Source organism: Actinomadura sp. 7K534 (assembly GCF_004348575.1).
In the GTDB taxonomy this organism is placed as follows: domain Bacteria; phylum Actinomycetota; class Actinomycetes; order Streptosporangiales; family Streptosporangiaceae; genus Spirillospora; species Spirillospora livida.
In genome coordinates this window covers 1-15,396 of the sequence record NZ_SMKB01000087.1, presented here as the reverse complement: position 1 = coordinate 15,396, position 15,396 = coordinate 1, and the positions used below count along the sequence as shown (strand labels likewise).

Sequence of the window (15,396 nt, the reverse complement as noted above, 5' to 3'; positions counted from 1 at the left end):
GCCGCGGTGCGGGGGTCGTGCGCGGCCGCGGCCGATAGGAGTCTGCTCATGACCGTGGGAGCCGGGGAGCCCATCCCCGCGGCGAGTCCGGTGATCGGCGACGCGGAGATCGAGGCGGCGGTCCGCGTGCTGCGCGGCGGACGGGTCGTGCAGGGGCCGGAGGTCGCGGCGTTCGAGGACGAGTTCGCCGGGCTGGTCGCAGGGCGGTACTGCGTCGCGGTCAGCTCGGGGACGTCCGCCCTGCACCTGGCGCTGCTGGCGCTGGGCGTCGGCCCCGGGGACGAGGTGATCGTGCCGTCGTTCACGTTCGCGGCCACCGCCAACGCCGTGCGGCTGGTGGGCGCCGTGCCCGTGTTCGCCGACATCGAGGCGGATTCGTTCTGCCTCGATCCGGACGCCGCCGCGGCGGCGGTCGGGCCGCGCACGGCGGCGATCGTGCCCGTCCACCTGTACGGGCATCCGGCGGCGATGGACCGGCTCGTCCCGCTCGCCGAGCGCCACGGTCTCGCGGTCGTGGAGGACGCGGCGCAGGCGCACGCCGCCGCGCTGCACGGCATCCCGGCCGGTGCCCTGGGCACGGCCGGCTGCTTCAGCTTCTACCCGACCAAGAACATGCACGCCCTGGAGGGCGGCATGGTCACCACCGCGGACGCGGGGACCGCCCGGACGCTGCGGCTGCTGCGCAACCAGGGCATGGAGCAGCGGTACGCGAACGAGATCGTCGGCGTGAACGCCCGGATGACGGACGTGGCCGCCGCCGTCGGGCGCGAGCAGCTGAAGCGGCTCGCGGACTGGACGGAGCGGCGGCGCGCCAACGCCGCGTTCCTCGACGCGAAGATCACCGGTGCCGTGCCGCCGCCGGTCGCGGCCGGCGCGCGGCACGTCTACCACCAGTACACGGTCCGCGTCCGCGGCCGGGACGGGGTGCGGCGGCATCTGGACGAGCGGCGCGTGGGCAGCGCCGTCTACTACCCGGCGCCCGTGCACCGCCTCGCGCCCTTCCTGCGGGACGGGCGGCCGGATCCGCGCTGGGACCTGCCCGAGACCGATCGCGCGGCGGCGGAGGTCCTGTCGCTGCCGGTGCATCCCGCCCTCACCGGGGAGGAGCTGATCCGGGTGGCGGACGCGGTGAACGAGGCCGGAGGGGTTCCGTGACCGCGCTGCGTGCGGGCCTGGTCGGGCTGGGGGCGATGGGCCGCAACCACGCCCGGGTGCTGTCCGCGCTGGACGGCGTGGAACTGGCCGGGGTCGTGGACCCGGCGGGACGGCCGGAGACCGCCCTGTACGGGGTGCCCCTCGTGGGCTCCCTGGACGAACTGCTCGCGCTCGGTATCGACTACGCGGTGGTGGCCTGCCCGACGGCGCTGCACGAGGAGGTCGGGCTGCGGCTGGCCGAGGCCGGGGTGGCCGCGCTGATCGAGAAGCCGCTGGCGGACTCGGTGGCGGCGGCGGAGCGGCTGACGACGGCGTTCGAGTCGCGGGGCCTGGTCGCGGGCGTCGGGCACATCGAGCGGTACAACCCGGCGCTGCAGAGCCTGCGGGCCCGGCTGGAGGCGGGCGAGCTGGGCGAGGTCTTCCAGGTGGTCACGCGCCGGCAGGGGCCGTTCCCGCACCGGATCGCCGACGTCGGGGTCGTCAAGGACCTCGCCACCCACGACATCGACCTGACCGCGTGGGTCACCGGCCAGGAGTACGTGTCGATCTCCGCGCACACGGTGGCGCGCAGCGGGCGCCCGCACGAGGACATGGTCGCCGCCGTCGGCCGCCTCGCGGACGACTCGATGGTGAGCCACCTGGTGAACTGGCTGAGCCCGCTCAAGGAGCGCACCACGGTCGTCACCGGGGAGCGCGGCTGCTGCGTCGCGGACACCCTCACCGCCGACCTGACGTTCTACGCGAACGGCGAGATCGGCACCGAGTGGGAGGCGCTGCGGACGTTCGTCGGCGTCTCGCAGGGCGACATGATCCGGTACGCGATCCCGAAGCCGGAGCCGCTGCTGACCGAGCACGAGCGGTTCAGGGACGCCGTCCGCGCGGGCACCGGAGCCGCGGGGGGCGTCTCGGGCGCTCCCGCCGCCGGCATCGTGTCGCTGCGGGAGGGGCTGCGGACCGTGCAGGTCTCGGTGGCCGTGCTGGAGTCGGCGAAGCTCGGCGGGACGGTCTCGCTGCAGGACGGGGAGGTGCTGGGTGTCGGCTGAACGCGCGAACCGTCCGGCGCGGGGCGTCGTCGGGGGCGAGCGGTGATGCGGATCTGCGTGGTCGCGCTCGGCAAGATCGGTCTTCCGCTGGCCGTGCAGTTCGCGGGCAAGGGGCACCGGGTGGTCGGCGCCGACGTGGACGAGCGAGTCGTCGCCGACGTCAACGCGGGCCGCGAGCCGTTCCCCGGGGAGGACGGCCTGGGCCGCCGCCTCGCCGCGGCGGTCGCCGACGGGAGGCTGGCGGCGACCACGGACACGGCGGCGGCCGTCGCGGAGTCCGAGGCGGTCGTCGTGGTCGTGCCGCTGTTCGTCGACGCGGCGGGCGTCCCCGACTTCGGCCGGATGGACGCCGCGACGCGGTCGATCGCGGAGGGGCTGCGCCCCGGGACGCTCGTCAGCTACGAGACGACGCTTCCCGTCGGCACCACCAGGAACCGCTGGATGCCGATGCTCGCCGACGGATCGGGACTGACCGCCGGGGACGGCTTCCACCTGGTGTTCAGCCCCGAGCGGGTGCTGACCGGCCGGGTCTTCGCCGACCTGCGCCGCTATCCCAAGCTCGTCGGCGGTGTCGACGGCGCGTCCGCGCGGCGCGGCGTCGCGTTCTACGAGCAGGTCCTCGATTTCGACGAGCGTCCGGATCTGGACCGCGCCAACGGGGTGTGGGACCTCGGCTCGGCGGAGGCGGCCGAGCTGGCCAAGCTCGCCGAGACGACCTACCGCGACGTCAACATCGGCCTCGCCAACCAGTTCGCGCGCCACGCCGACGCCATCGGGGTGGACGTCGCCAAGGTGATCGAGGCGTGCAACAGCCAGCCGTACAGCCGCATCCACCGGCCCGGTATCGCGGTCGGCGGGCACTGCATCCCGATATATCCGCGTATGTACCTCTGGAACGATCCGGACGCGACCATCGTCCGCGCCGCGCGCGACGCCAACGAGGCGATGCCCGGGTACGCGGTCGGCCTCCTCGGCGGCGCCTACGGCGACCTCACGGGCGCGGCGGTGCTGGTCCTCGGCGCGGCGTACCGGGGCGGCGTCAAGGAGACCGCCTTCTCCGGCGTCTTTCCGACGGTCGAGGCGCTGCGCGCACGCGGAGCGGTCCCGTACGTCTCCGACCCGATGTACACGGCGGAGGAACTCGAAGGTCTCGGCCTGCCGCCGCACCGGGGCGAACCGGTCGCCGCCGCGATCGTCCAGGCCGACCACGCCGAGTACCGCGATCTCGCCGCCGCGGACCTGCCCGGCGTCAAGGCGCTGGTGGACGGACGCCGCGTCACCGACCCGGCCGGCTGGAGGGGCGTCACCCGCGTCGTCATCGGCGCCCCGGACGGGGAGGGCGATGCCCGGACGTCCCGCTGAGCGGGCCCCGCGCCCCGCCGACCGAGCCGGTCCGGCCGGCCGCGGCGTCGTGGTCGGCGACGCATTCCACGTCCGGGGCCAGGTGGTCCCGGCCGACCCCGGCTGGAGGGGCGCATGCTGACCGAAGACAGGCCGAGCGAAGACAGAGCGAGTGAACACAGGCCGACCGAGGACGGGAAGACCGAGGGGGAGACGGTGCCCGCCGCGTCGCGGGGCCGCGTCGTCATGCTCGTCGACAACGACGTCGTGCACGACTCCCGGGTGCAGAAGGCGGCGGCGTCCGCCGCCGCCGCGGGCTGGGAGGTGCACCTCCTCGGCTGCGTCCTGGGCAGGAGGGGCCGCTCCTGGACGCTGGGCGGTGCCCGGGTGCGCCTCCTTCCGCTGCGGCACACGCTCCGCCGGAACCGGCACGGCGTCGTGCGCGCCACGCTGCGCCGTCCGCTCGCGTACGCGCACCCGAGCGTGGCGAACTACCGGCGCCGGCTCGTCCAGTCGCGGCGGGCCGACCTCGCCGCGAGCCGGATCGAGCCCGGGACCGGTCCGGTGCGCGAGGCGTGGCTGCTGACGCGGCGGGTCTCGGCGAGGCTCCAGGCGCGCTGGGTCGAGGTGCGCGCGCACCGGACGGAGTCGCTCACGGCGGCCCGCAACGACCCGCGCTCGCCCCTGGAGCGGTCCGCGATCAGGTTCTGGCAGGCGCTCCTCGGCGACCGCGCCTGGCGCGTCCTCGACCGCAACCTGTGGGACTGGGACAGCGCGTACCGGCGCGTCATCGACGAACTCGAACCCGACATCATCCACGCCAACGACTTCCGGATGCTCGGGGTCGGGGCGCGCGCCGCGCGGCGGGCGCACGCCAGGGGGCTTCGGACGAAGCTCGTGTGGGACGTGCACGAATTCCTGCCGGGCATGAAGCCCTGGGGCGGCGTCCAGCCGCGCTGGCTGCCCGCCATGTGCGCGTACGAGCGCGAGTACGCGGGCGCGGCCGACGCGGTGCTGACCGTCTCGGACGTCCTCGCCGACCGGCTCGTCGAGCGCCACGGCCTGCGGCACCGGCCGACCATCGTGCTCAACGCCCCGCTCACCGGGGGCGATGCCGACCGCACCGAACCCGTCCCGGACCTGCGGGAACTGTGCGGGGCCGGTCCCGACGCGCAGATCGCCGTCTACAGCGGCAGGGCCTCCGCGCAGCGCGGCCTGGACGTCATGATCGAGGCGCTACCGCGGCTGCCAGGACTGCACGTCGCCCTGGTCGTCTCTTCTGTCCGGTCCGAGTACCTGCGCGGCCTGCGCGCCCGCGCTGTGGAGCTCGACGTCGCCGACCGGGTCCACATGCTGCCGTACGTGCCGTACGACCAGGTCGTCCCCTTCCTGGCGGCGGCCGACATCGGCGTCATCCCGATCCACCACTGGCCCAACCACGAGATCGCGCTGATCACGAAGTTCTTCGAGTACTCGCACGCGCGGCTGCCGATCGTCGTCAGCGACGTGCAGGCGATGGGCGGCATGGTGAAGGCCACCGGGCAGGGCGAGGTCTTCCACGCCGAGGACGTCGACGACTATGTGCGGGCGGTCGAGGCGGTACGGGCCGACCCGCACCGCTACCGCGCCGTGTACGACGACCGGCCCGAACTGCTGCACGAGTGGTCGTGGGAGGCGCAGGCCGAGGTTCTGGACGGCGTCTACAGCGGGCTGCTGCCCGCCGCGAGGACGGCGCCTTCGGTGACGCCCGCTCCGCCGCCGACCGGCGGTGACCTCATCGGCGCCCAGGAGGACGGGTGACGCCGACCCGCGCGGCCGGCCGGGACGTGGCGGTCGTCGCTCCCTGGTATCCCAACCCGGTGCAGGAGTGGGCCGGGGCGTTCGTCCAGGCGATGGTCGAGGCGACGGCGCCGGGCTGCGACTCGGTCACCGTCTACCACACCGAGGCGTGGTGGCTGCGGCCCGGTCCGGAGTACGCGGCGGCGTGCGCGGCCCACCGGCGGCTCCTGCCGGTCGCGCTGCGCGCCGAGCCGGCGGTCGCGGGCGCCCGGCTGGTGCGCGTCCCGGTGCCGGTCGTCCCGGGCCGCACCTTCGCGGAGCAGGCCCGGGAGCACGCGTCGTGGCTGCGTGAGGCGCTGGGCGGCGGGCCGGTCCCGGCGCGGGTCGTGCACGCGCACGTGGGGCTGCGCGGGGGATGGACGGCGCTGGAGAACGCCCGCCCGGACGCCCGCGTGTTCGTCACCGAGCACGCCTCCTACCTCGACCAGGTCCTCGCGCAACCCGACTCGCGGGACATGTACGAGGAGGTCCTGCACCGCTGCACCGGCTTCTTCGCGGTGACGGACGTGCTGCGCGACCGGCTCGCCGAAGCCTTCCCGGCGCTCGCCCACAAGATCGAGACGATCTCCAACCCGGTCTCCTTCGAGTCGCCGCGGCCGCGGCCCGTCACCGGGCTGCGCCGCTGGCTGTACGTCGGCACGCTCGTCGAGCGCAAGGGCGTCGACCTGCTGCTGGAGGCGTTCGCCGAATGCCGCGCCGAGGACCCCGGGCTGACACTGTCCATCGCCGGGTCGGGCGAGCTGGCCGGACGGCTCGCGGAACGGGCCGCCGGGCTCGGCGTCGGCGGCGCGGTGTCGTTCCTCGGCGCGGTCGCCCCGGACGAGGCCGCCCGGCTCATGCGGGAGCACGACCTCCTCGTGCACGCCGCCCGGTGGGAGACCTTCGGCGTGACGATCGTCGAGGCGGTCGCGGCCGGCCTGCCGGTGCTCGTCACCCGCTGCGGCGGCCCCGAGCGGACGCTGGCCGGCATCGAGAGCGCCGCGGGGGAGATGATCGACGTCGCGGCGGACGCGGCGTCGATCGCCGCGGGCTACCGCCGGCTGCGCGACCGCTTCCCGGACGGCCTCGACCTGGCGAAGGCCCGCGAGGTCCTGGACGGGCGCTTCGGGTATCGCGTGGTCGCCGACGTCCACCACCGGTACTGGTTCCCCGAGCCCGCCGCCGTCGGCGCGGACGACGGCGCGGACGACGGCGGGGGGAACGGCACGTGAACGTGCTCTTCGTGGCCCTCGGCGCCTCCCGCCGGCCCGCGGTGATCCGGGAATCCGCGCGGGTCGTCGCGGAGCGCGGCGACGCGGCCGTGCTCATCCGCAGCGCGTCGGCGTGGGCGAGGGACCCGCTCCCGGACGGCGTCGAAGCCATCGAGCTGCCCGCGCTCGAACGCCGCTACCGTCCCGCCGCGATACGGCTCCTGCTGTACCGGATTCCGCGGCTGCTGCTGCACGTGCTCCTCCCCGGACCGCTCCGCGGGATCGGCGACCGCGTCGAGGCCGGATACCGGCGGCGCGTCGCGAACCGCGTCGACGACCGGCTGGCCCGCCGCTACCGGCGCGACCGCGCCGCGGTCCGCCGGCGGGTGATCGAGCGCGAGCTGCGCACCCGGTCCGTCGGCCTCGTCGTCGTCGCGGACCCGCAGTCGCTGGTCACCGTGGCCGAGCTGGCGGACGTGATCGCCGGCGCGGGTGCGCGGCCGGCCTACTCCATCGCCTCCGCCGCCGAGCGGCCGCCGGCCGGCCGCACCCGGGGATGGTTCCGATGACCGAGCGCCGCCCGCGCCTGCTGTACCTCGCCTTCTACTTCCCGCCGTCCCGCGCCAGCGGGGTGTTCCGCCCCCGGGCGACCGCCAACCGGCTGGCCGAGCTGGGCTGGGACGTGACGGTCTTCGCGGCGCCGCTGCCGTTCCTGTACGGGACGCTCGGCTCGGTCGACGACAAGCTGATGGAGACCATCGACCCGCGGATCACCCTGGTGCGGCCCGAGCTGAACCGGTTCGCATGGCAGACGGACCTGCGCGAGTACAGCGCGTTCCGGGGGACGTTCCCGCAGCTCGCCCAGTCGCTGTACACGTGGGGCCAGGAGCACGTCTTCCCCGAGCACTACGCGTCGTGGGCGCGCGCCGCCGTCCGGCGGGCGGTGCGGATGCACGCGCGGCGCAGGTTCGACGTCGTCCTCGCCACGGGGAACCCGTTCGCCTCGTTCGCTGCCGCGTGGCTGTTCCGCAAGCTGACCCGCACCCCCTACGTCCTCGACTACCGGGACTCGTGGACTCTCGACCAGTTCAGCGAGGAGCCGAGGTTCGAGGACGGGCATCCCGCCTGGCGCTGGGAGCGCCGGGTGCTGGAGTCGGCGGCGAACTCCCTGTTCGTCAACGACGCCCAGCGGTCCTGGCACGCCGACCGCTACCCGCGGGCGGCCGGCCGCATGATGACGGTCCTGAACGGCTGGGACGCCGACACCCTCCCCGAGACCGCCGAGCCCCCACCGGCCGCCCGCGCGGAGACGGGCGGGCACGCGCCCCGGTTCTCCTTCGTCGGCACGATCACCGGCCAGCAGCCCATCGAGGAGCTGGTCGAGGGGTTCGCCCGCGCCCGCGAGCACTCCGACATGGTGCGCGCCGAACTCGACCTCTACGGCTACTTCGGGTTCTTCAAGGGCGCCGAGACCGTGCTCCGGCGGCGGTTCAACGCCGGAACCGCCGCCGGAGCGGCCGGCGATGAGCGGGTGCTCGCCCCCGGGGTGCGCCATCGCGGGGCGGTGTCGAAGACCGACCTCGGCGACGTCTACCGGGACTCCGACGTCCTGGTGTTCCTGAACGGCGGTGGCCGCTACGTCACGTCCGGGAAGATCTTCGAGTACATGGCGGCGGGCCGTCCCGTCGTGTCGGTCCACTCGCCCGGGTCGGCGGCCGAGGAAATGCTGCGGGGCTATCCGCTGTGGTTCAACCCCGGAGGGCTCGATCCGGCGGACATCGCCGTCTCGATGGTCGAGGCCGCGAAGGCGGCGGCCGGCCTGGGCGAGCGGCAGGTGGCGGAGGCCCGCGCCTACGCCGGCCGCTTCGAACGGAACCGCACGCTGGAGCCGCTGGTGCGGCGGCTGGCCGAACTGGCCGCCCGTGGACGCCGCGCGGGAGGTCGCTGATGCCGGGAGGCGGCATGGACGGTGCGCGGGCCCCGCGGGTGCTGGTCGTGGCGATGGACCCCGGGCTGACCATGGACCCCAGGCCGAGCGTGAATCCCGTCCGCCAGTACCGGCGGATCATCGGGCTGGCCGGTCACTTCGCGGCGGCCGAGGGGGCGCGGGTCGAGCTGCTGACCGCCGAATCGGACGGCTGGGACGGCCTGGACGGACGGGTCCGCCTGCACCGGCTCGACCAGGCCGAGGCCGGGCATCCGCTGCTCTGGCTGGAGCACACGCTGGTCTTCAGGCTGCCGCGGCTCGTCGTGCGGCCGGTCGCGCGGCGCGGCCGGCGGGGCGCACGGCTGGACCGCGCGCGGACCACGGCCTCGCGCCGCGTCCACCGCCGGCTCTTCGTGCCGTTCTACCGGCACGTCCGCCCGCTGCTGCTGGCCCGCATCGCGCGGCGGCACGTCCTGCGCGACGTCGACCCGGCAGGGCTCGCCCGGGTCGTCGTGATGGACCGCACGTCGGTCCCGTTCGCCCGGTGGCTGGCCCGCCGGAACCCCGGCCTCGTCGTGACGACGCGGCAGGACGGGAGCCTGGACGCCGCACCCTGACCCGCTCAGCCCTTCGCGGCCATGACCGTCGCTCCGGAGCCGTCGGCGGCGGACGACGCGATGTAGCGCTCGCCGGTCTCCGGGCACTCCCACGTGCCCGGCTCGCCCGGCCGCTCGGCCAGCCGGGCCCCGGCGCGGCCGACCCAGCCGATCCGCCGGGCGGGCACGCCCGCGACCAGCCCGAAGTCGGGGACGTCGCGGGTCACGACCGCGCCGGCCGCGACCATCGCCCAGCGCCCGATGCGCACCGGCGCGACGCACACGCTGCGCGCGCCGAGCGAGGCGCCCTCGGCGACGTGCACCCCGGCGGCCTCCCAGTCGGCGGCCCGCTTCAGCGTCCCGTCCGGGGTCACCGAACGGGGCGCGCGGTCGTTGGTGAGCACGACCGCGGGCCCGACGAACACGCCGTCCTCCAGCACGGCCGGCTCGTAGACGAGCGCGTGGTTCTGCAGCTTGACGTTGTCGCCGATCCGCACGCCCGCGCCCACGTACGCACCGCGCCCCACGATGCAGCCGGCGCCGAGCCGCGCGCCCTCGCGGACCTGGGCGAGTCCCCACACGGTCGTCCCGTCGCCGAGTTCCGCGGACGGGTCGACCTCGGCGTTCGGCAGGATGCGGTGGCTCATCGGCGCTCCTCCGTGGAAACCCGCCCCCCGGGCCCGGCACGGCACAGGACGCGGCGGGCCGGGGCGCGCGGAGCGGCGACGTGGGTGGGTGCTGCGGTCGGGCGGGCGGCGACGCCGGCGGCGCCGTCACCGGACCGAGCATGCCCTACCTTCTCCGGCGGCCGCACGCCGACGCGCCAGGCCCGGCGTGCTTCCTGACCTGGCCGGACGGTGGCGGGCGAGTCCGCTTACGGACCGCAGCCCTCCCAGCGACTCTGGAACAAAATTCCATTTCGGGGCTAGTCGGCAGCTATCTCTAGATGGAAATTCCATCCAGGGCTATGCTCGCCCTGGAACTCACTTCCAGGAGGGCGTCATGAAGTCCACACCCCCGCCGTCTCCCGCCATGGACGGGGCCGCGCAGGACGGGGCCGGCGAGCATGCCGGGATCCTCGCGCAGATCCGGGCGGCGCGGCCCGCCTATGTCCGCGGGGACCGCCGGGTCGCGGACGCGGTGCTCGCCGACCCCGAGGCGGTGATCCACCTGACCGTGAGCGACCTCGCGGAGGAGGCGGGCACCGCGGCGTCCACGGTCGTGCGGTTCTGCCAGCGGCTCGGGCTGCGCGGGTTCCACGCGCTGAAACTGGCCATCGCCCGGGAACTCGGCGGCGGGAACGCGCTCATCGAGTCGCGTGTCGAGGCGGGCGACCGGCCCATCGACGTCCTCGGCAAGATCATCACTTCGGACGCGGAGGCGCTCCGGGACATCGGCTCCACCATCGACGCGGAGCAACTGGACACGGCGGTCGACGCGCTCCACCGGGCCGAGCGGATCCTGCTCGTGGGCGTCGGCACGTCGGCTCCGCTGGCCCAGGACTTCGCCTACCGCCTGCTGACCATCGGACTCCACGCCGACGCGCCCGCGGACGCCCACGTGCAGCATGTGGCCGCGCGGCTGCTCGGCCCGTCCGACGCCTGCCTGGCCGTCAGCCACACGGGGTCGACCCGGGAGACCGTGTCGGCGATGGAGGCGGCGCACGGCGTGCGGGCGGCGACGATCGCGCTGACCAGTTTCGCCCGCTCGCCCCTGACCTCCGTCGCGGACACCGTCCTGGTGGCGGGCAGCCGGGAGACCTCGTTCCGGATCGAGGCCATGACCAGCCGCATCGCCCACCTCTCCCTGCTGGACGCGCTGTTCGTGTCGCTGGTCCTGCGCCGCCCCGCGGCGGCGTCGGCCGCCAGTGAAGTCACCGGCGGCGTCCTGGCGGAGCACCGGTTCTGATGGCCGCCGTGCGCCTGGCCGTCATCACCGACAGCCATCTGTGCTCGCCGGCGACACCCCCCGGCTTCTGGAACCACGAGCTGCCGCTACCGGAGTCGTGGACGCTGTGGGACGAGGCGATGGGCGTCGTCGCCGACTCGGCCGTGGACGCGATCGTCCTTCTCGGGGACGTCACCAACTTCGCGGAGCCGGACGTCATGGTGCGCGCCCTGCGGAGGCTCACGGACTTCGGCAGGCCGGTGATGGCGGTGGCGGGCAACCATGACGTCGTCCCGCACGAGAACGCTCTCGCGCGGGCCGCGCGAACGCTGGGGGATCCGCTGCTCACCGTCCCGCCCTTCGCCCGCGCCGTGCACGGGTTCACGTTCGCGGGCGTTCCGGTCAAGGCCACCGGCACCGGGTATCGCGTCGACGACGCGGCGCGCTCCGTCCCGGACGGCCTTCCCCTGGACGCCCCGCTGGTCGTGCTGAGTCACTTCCCGCTCATCGACCGCCGTGCGGCCATCCTCGACCAGGGCCTCAAGTTCCCCGGAGGGCTCGATGGCGCGGCCCGGGTCACCGAAACCCTCCGGAACCGCCGCGCGCCCTCCATCGTCCTGCACGGGCACCTGCATTGGCAGGACGCGGCGCAGGACGGCCGGGTGCTGCAACTGGGAATGCCCGCACTGATCGAGTGGCCGCACGCCGTGAGCATCGTGACGGTGGACGACGACGGCTCCGGCCCGCGGATCGAACGGCGTACCAGACGAGTCACCGCCCCTCCCGGAACGGGCCCCGGCCGATTCTCCCTGAACGATGACCGCTGGGCGGTCCGTGACGGCCGCTGGCTCTCCGACTCCCTGGACGGAGACGGCCCCATATGAGGCCCGCGAACGGCGCGGAGCGACCCGGTGTGCTCGCCTTCGACTGGAACGGCACCCTGGTCGACGACGCCGGGCGGGCTCACCGCGCCACCAACCGCGTCCTCCGCGAACACGGTCTCGCGCCCCTCACCGAGCCGGAGTTCCGGACGGCCTTCACCCTGCCGATGCGACGGTTCTTCATCACCCTCGGAGTCGCCGAACGGTGGTCGAGCGCGGTGGAGGAGCGGTGGAACGAGGAGATGGCCGCCGAGACGGCGCCGCTGAGCACGGGAGCGTCCGAGATCCTCAGGGCCGCCGCGGACAGCGGCGTTCGCGTCGTCGTCGTGAGCGCGGCGGCGTCCCACCCGATACTGCGGGACGCCCGCCGGCTCGGCGTCGAGCACCTCCTGGCGGACGTCGTCGCATCGGCGGAGGACAAGGCGTCCGCCCTGTCCCGCCTCGTGTCCGGCGCTCCCGGCCCGGTGATGTACGTGGGCGACTCCGAGTACGACATGGGCGCGGCGCTCGCGGCCGGCGCCTACCCGGTGGGTTTCGGGCGCGGCTACCGGCCGGCGGAGGCCCTCGCCGACGCCGGCGCGGAGATCGTCGTGTGGAACCTGGCGGCGCTCACCGCCTTCCTCACCTGGACCCGGTCACCCGGTCGGTGAGGCCCGCCGTCCCCATCGCCCGTGACGCGGGGGCCGCCGTATCAAAGTTCCCTGGCCAGGTTCTCGGTGAAGGCGCGGATCGCGGATTCGTCGCGCTTGTAGTACTGCCAGGCGCCGACCTTCTGCCGGGTGACGAGGCCGGCCTGGTGCAGGACCTTCAGGTGGGCCGAGATGGTCGGCTGGGACATGCCGGCGCGCTCCTGGATGACCGACACGCACACCCCCTCGACGTCGAAGTCGCCGACCGCCTGGTGGCCGAAGTTCGCGGCGGGGTCCTTGAGCCAGCGCAGGATGTCCAGCCTCGCCCGGTTCGAGAGGGCGCGCAGCACCTCGATGTCGACCCCCTGCACCACCTCGCTCATGCCGACCAGCGTAGCCGCCGTGACGGCGGCGCCCGCGGGCCCGCGGCACAGGACCGCCCCGACACATAGGGACATTGCAATTTAGCTATATAGCAATGTACTGTGGGTCCGGCAAGCGGACATGACGGAAGGGAAACACCCAGTGAAGATCGGCATTCTCGGCACGGGCCGGATGGGGGTGCGGCTCGCGGCGATGTACGCCCGTGCCGGGCACGAGGTGGTCCTCGGCTCCCGGGACACCGCGCGCGCCCGCGGGATCGCCGCCGGCCTCGACCTCCCGGGTCTCGCCGCCGGCGACTACGACCAGGCCCTCGACGCACCCGTCGTGCTGCCGGCCATCTTCCTGCGGGACGGCCTGCTGACGCTGCTCGAACCGCTGCGCGCGACACTCGCCGGCAAGATCCTCATCGACATCACCAACCCGTTCAATGACGACTACAGCGACTTCATCACCCCCTGGGACACCAGCGGCGCCGAGCGGATCGCCGAAGCCCTCCCGGACACCCGCGTCGTCGGCGCCTTCAAGAACGTGTGGTGGGAGGTCTTCGACGCGCCGGACTTCGGCGGCCTCGTCAGCGACGTCTACGTCGTCTCCGACGACGAGGACGCCAAGCGGCGGGTCATCGGCCTCGGTGCGGGGACGCCGTTCCGCTACGTCGACGCCGGCCGGCTCGCCAACGCCCGCACCGTCGAGCGCATGACGCTGCTCTCCGGCGAGCTCGGAACCCGGCTCGGCTACTTCCCCCGCATGAACTACACGCTGCTCGGGAAGACGTGGCGGCCCGGCCAGGCCGACGACACCGTCGGCGCCCTCATCGCCCGGCCCGGCGGGGCCGAATGAGCGCCCCGGCCGCACGCCTGGAAGCCGCCGGACTGCACCTGCCCGAGCCGCCCCGCCCGCTCGGCGCCTACGTACCCGCCGTGGCGGCGTCGGGCCTCCTGTTCCTCAGCGGAATGCTGCCCCTGCGCGGTGGGGCGCCGCTGATGACCGGACGCCTCGGAGCGGAACTCGACACGGCGAGCGGCCGGGAAGCCGCACGGACGGCGGCCCTCAACGCCCTCGCCGTGATCGACGCCGAAACCGGCCTGGACTCGGTCGCGCGCTTGGTGAGACTCGCCGTCCACACCGCCTGCGATACCGGCTTCCGTGACCATGCGGCGGTGGCCGACGGAGCCTCGGAGGTCTTCGACACCGCCTTCGCGCCCACCCGCCACAGCCGGCTCGTCTTCGGCTCGGTCGCGCTCCCCGGCGGGATGCCGCTGGAACTCGACCTCATCCTGGAATCGGGCGGCGCGAACCCCTGATCCGTCGCCGGGGCCGGGCGTCTGCGTAAAGGGCCCGGCCCCGGCGCTGGGAGACCGGAATCATGCGGGCAGCCCGGCCGCGTGCCGCATGGCGGCGCGTGCGCGGGCAGGGGCCTCGGCGTCGTCGAGCAGCTGGATCTCCTGGTTGGCCGCCATGGACAGGCCGATCAGGGTCGTGGCGACCTCCTCCGCCGGGCGGTGCGGGCCCGGAAGCCCGGCCTGCGCGGCGGCGACCGCCGCGGTCAGCCCCCGGCGCTGGGACGCGACGATCTCGCGCAGCCGGTCGCGCAGCGGCCCCGGGCGCCCGTCCAGTTCCGACGAGGCGGCCGTGACGAAGCAGCCGCCGGGGAACGGGCAGTCGGCCAGGTACTCCACCCACCCGTCGATCAGCCGTTCCAGACGCTCCGGCCCGGGCGGCAGGTCCTTCAGGGGTTCGGTGACCGCGGCGTCGAACACCCGGCACGCCTGCTCCAGCGCGGCCATCAGCAGCCCGTCCCGCGACCCGAACGGACCGACGAGACCTGCCTTGCTCATGTCGAGCCGCCGCGCGAGAGTCCCCACGGTCAGCCCCTCCAGGCCCAGCCGGGAGGCGTCCCGCACCGCGGTCCGCACGATCCGCTCGCGTGTCCTGGCCGCTTCGGCCGCCGAGTGACGAGGAGACATGGCCCCATGATAGCGAACGAGTGTACGCTATTTTGACGTACGACCGTTCGCTTAACAAAGGTGGAACCGGTTATGAGCGATCTGCTCCGGCTCGACGCGACGGCACTGGCCCTGATCGGCCACGACGTCGCCCTGATCCCCGACGCCGCGCTGGCGAACCCGACGCCGTGCGACGGGTGGACGATCACCGATCTGCTTCACCACATGAACGAACGCCACGAGGCCATCGCCAGGACGGTCCTGCCGCCCTTCGAGGCGGACGGCGATCCCAGGGACGATTTCGCCCGCATCGCCGCGCGCTGCTTGGCCGTCCTGGAACAGGCCGGCGAGACCGTGCTCCTGCCGTGGCTGGGGGAGGTGCCGACCGAAATGGTGCTGGGCGTCCACGCCGTCGACATGCTGGTCCACCGCTGGGACCTGGCGCGTGCACTCGACACCACACCTGTGGTCCCGCCCCGCCTGGCCGAGATCGCGTTGCCTCTGGCCCGAGCCAACACGGCACCAGGCAGCCCCCTCAACGGCCCCGACGGCGTCTACGCCGCCCCTCTGGCCGAGGA

At 74.3% G+C, this 15,396-nt stretch carries 17 protein-coding genes; 14 read left to right on the top strand and 3 right to left on the bottom strand.

Annotated elements, in window-relative coordinates:
- The first annotated feature begins 48 nt into the window (after positions 1-48).
- From E1266_RS18570 to E1266_RS18535, 8 genes are all read left to right on the top strand, one after another.
- The gene (locus E1266_RS18570; RefSeq protein ID WP_132048606.1) at positions 49-1,155 is read left to right on the top strand and encodes a DegT/DnrJ/EryC1/StrS family aminotransferase; all 1,107 of its coding nucleotides are present in this window, start codon (positions 49-51) and stop codon (positions 1,153-1,155) included.
- Positions 1,152-2,198, top strand: coding sequence for a Gfo/Idh/MocA family oxidoreductase (locus tag E1266_RS18565; protein ID WP_132048604.1), 1,047 nt, complete (start codon positions 1,152-1,154; stop codon positions 2,196-2,198). Before E1266_RS18570 ends, E1266_RS18565 begins: the two co-directional genes overlap by 4 nt.
- Positions 2,199-2,243: 45 nt before the next feature.
- Positions 2,244-3,560, top strand: coding sequence for a nucleotide sugar dehydrogenase (locus E1266_RS18560; protein ID WP_132048602.1), 1,317 nt, complete (start codon positions 2,244-2,246; stop codon positions 3,558-3,560).
- A gap of 114 nt (positions 3,561-3,674) precedes the next feature.
- A complete protein-coding gene (locus tag E1266_RS18555; RefSeq protein ID WP_207945755.1) occupies positions 3,675-5,339 on the top strand; it encodes a glycosyltransferase family 4 protein in 1,665 nt (554 codons plus the stop codon).
- Positions 5,336-6,589, top strand: coding sequence for a glycosyltransferase (locus E1266_RS18550; protein ID WP_207945754.1), 1,254 nt, complete (start codon positions 5,336-5,338; stop codon positions 6,587-6,589). Before E1266_RS18555 ends, E1266_RS18550 begins: the two co-directional genes overlap by 4 nt.
- Positions 6,586-7,137 carry a hypothetical protein gene (locus E1266_RS18545; protein WP_132048600.1) on the top strand — a complete coding sequence of 184 codons (552 nt, stop codon included), beginning with the start codon at positions 6,586-6,588 and terminating at the stop codon, positions 7,135-7,137. Before E1266_RS18550 ends, E1266_RS18545 begins: the two co-directional genes overlap by 4 nt.
- On the top strand, positions 7,134-8,516 hold the full coding sequence (locus E1266_RS18540) for a glycosyltransferase (RefSeq protein ID WP_207945753.1): 1,383 nt from the start codon (positions 7,134-7,136) through the stop codon (positions 8,514-8,516). Before E1266_RS18545 ends, E1266_RS18540 begins: the two co-directional genes overlap by 4 nt.
- Before the next feature lie 14 nt (positions 8,517-8,530).
- On the top strand, positions 8,531-9,112 hold the full coding sequence (locus E1266_RS18535) for a hypothetical protein (RefSeq protein WP_132048596.1): 582 nt from the start codon (positions 8,531-8,533) through the stop codon (positions 9,110-9,112).
- A gap of 5 nt (positions 9,113-9,117) precedes the next feature.
- Here E1266_RS18535 and E1266_RS18530 read toward each other — a convergent pair whose 3' ends face one another.
- Positions 9,118-9,738 carry an acyltransferase gene (locus tag E1266_RS18530; RefSeq protein ID WP_132048594.1) on the bottom strand — a complete coding sequence of 207 codons (621 nt, stop codon included), beginning with the start codon at positions 9,736-9,738 and terminating at the stop codon, positions 9,118-9,120.
- A 355-nt stretch (positions 9,739-10,093) separates the two neighbouring features.
- Between E1266_RS18530 and E1266_RS18525 the strand changes: the two genes are divergently transcribed.
- The 3 genes from E1266_RS18525 to E1266_RS18515 are packed head-to-tail and all read left to right on the top strand — an operon-like array spanning position 10,094 to position 12,509.
- Positions 10,094-10,999, top strand: coding sequence for a MurR/RpiR family transcriptional regulator (locus E1266_RS18525; protein ID WP_207945752.1), 906 nt, complete (start codon positions 10,094-10,096; stop codon positions 10,997-10,999).
- Positions 10,999-11,862: a metallophosphoesterase gene (locus E1266_RS18520; RefSeq protein ID WP_132048592.1), complete on the top strand. Its 864-nt coding sequence runs from the start codon at positions 10,999-11,001 to the stop codon at positions 11,860-11,862. The genes E1266_RS18525 and E1266_RS18520 overlap by 1 nt, the downstream gene beginning before the upstream one ends.
- On the top strand, positions 11,859-12,509 hold the full coding sequence (locus tag E1266_RS18515) for an HAD hydrolase-like protein (RefSeq protein WP_132048590.1): 651 nt from the start codon (positions 11,859-11,861) through the stop codon (positions 12,507-12,509). Before E1266_RS18520 ends, E1266_RS18515 begins: the two co-directional genes overlap by 4 nt.
- Before the next feature lie 41 nt (positions 12,510-12,550).
- Here the strand turns inward: E1266_RS18515 and E1266_RS18510 are convergent, their stop codons facing one another.
- Positions 12,551-12,871 carry a metalloregulator ArsR/SmtB family transcription factor gene (locus E1266_RS18510; RefSeq protein WP_132048588.1) on the bottom strand — a complete coding sequence of 107 codons (321 nt, stop codon included), beginning with the start codon at positions 12,869-12,871 and terminating at the stop codon, positions 12,551-12,553.
- A gap of 142 nt (positions 12,872-13,013) precedes the next feature.
- On the opposite strand from E1266_RS18510, the gene E1266_RS18505 reads away from it, so the two are divergent.
- Together E1266_RS18505 and E1266_RS18500 are read left to right on the top strand one after the other, a co-directional pair.
- On the top strand, positions 13,014-13,712 hold the full coding sequence (locus tag E1266_RS18505) for an NAD(P)-binding domain-containing protein (RefSeq protein ID WP_207945751.1): 699 nt from the start codon (positions 13,014-13,016) through the stop codon (positions 13,710-13,712).
- Positions 13,709-14,176, top strand: coding sequence for a RidA family protein (locus E1266_RS18500; RefSeq protein ID WP_132048584.1), 468 nt, complete (start codon positions 13,709-13,711; stop codon positions 14,174-14,176). The genes E1266_RS18505 and E1266_RS18500 overlap by 4 nt, the downstream gene beginning before the upstream one ends.
- 60 nt (positions 14,177-14,236) lie before the next feature.
- On the opposite strand, the gene E1266_RS18495 is transcribed toward E1266_RS18500, so the two are convergent.
- Positions 14,237-14,839, bottom strand: a complete 603-nt coding sequence (locus tag E1266_RS18495; protein ID WP_132048582.1) for a TetR/AcrR family transcriptional regulator — start codon at positions 14,837-14,839, stop codon at positions 14,237-14,239.
- A gap of 72 nt (positions 14,840-14,911) precedes the next feature.
- Here E1266_RS18495 and E1266_RS18490 point away from each other — a divergent pair.
- Positions 14,912-15,396: maleylpyruvate isomerase family mycothiol-dependent enzyme (locus E1266_RS18490; protein ID WP_132048580.1), on the top strand; the 485-nt coding region annotated here is incomplete at its 3' end.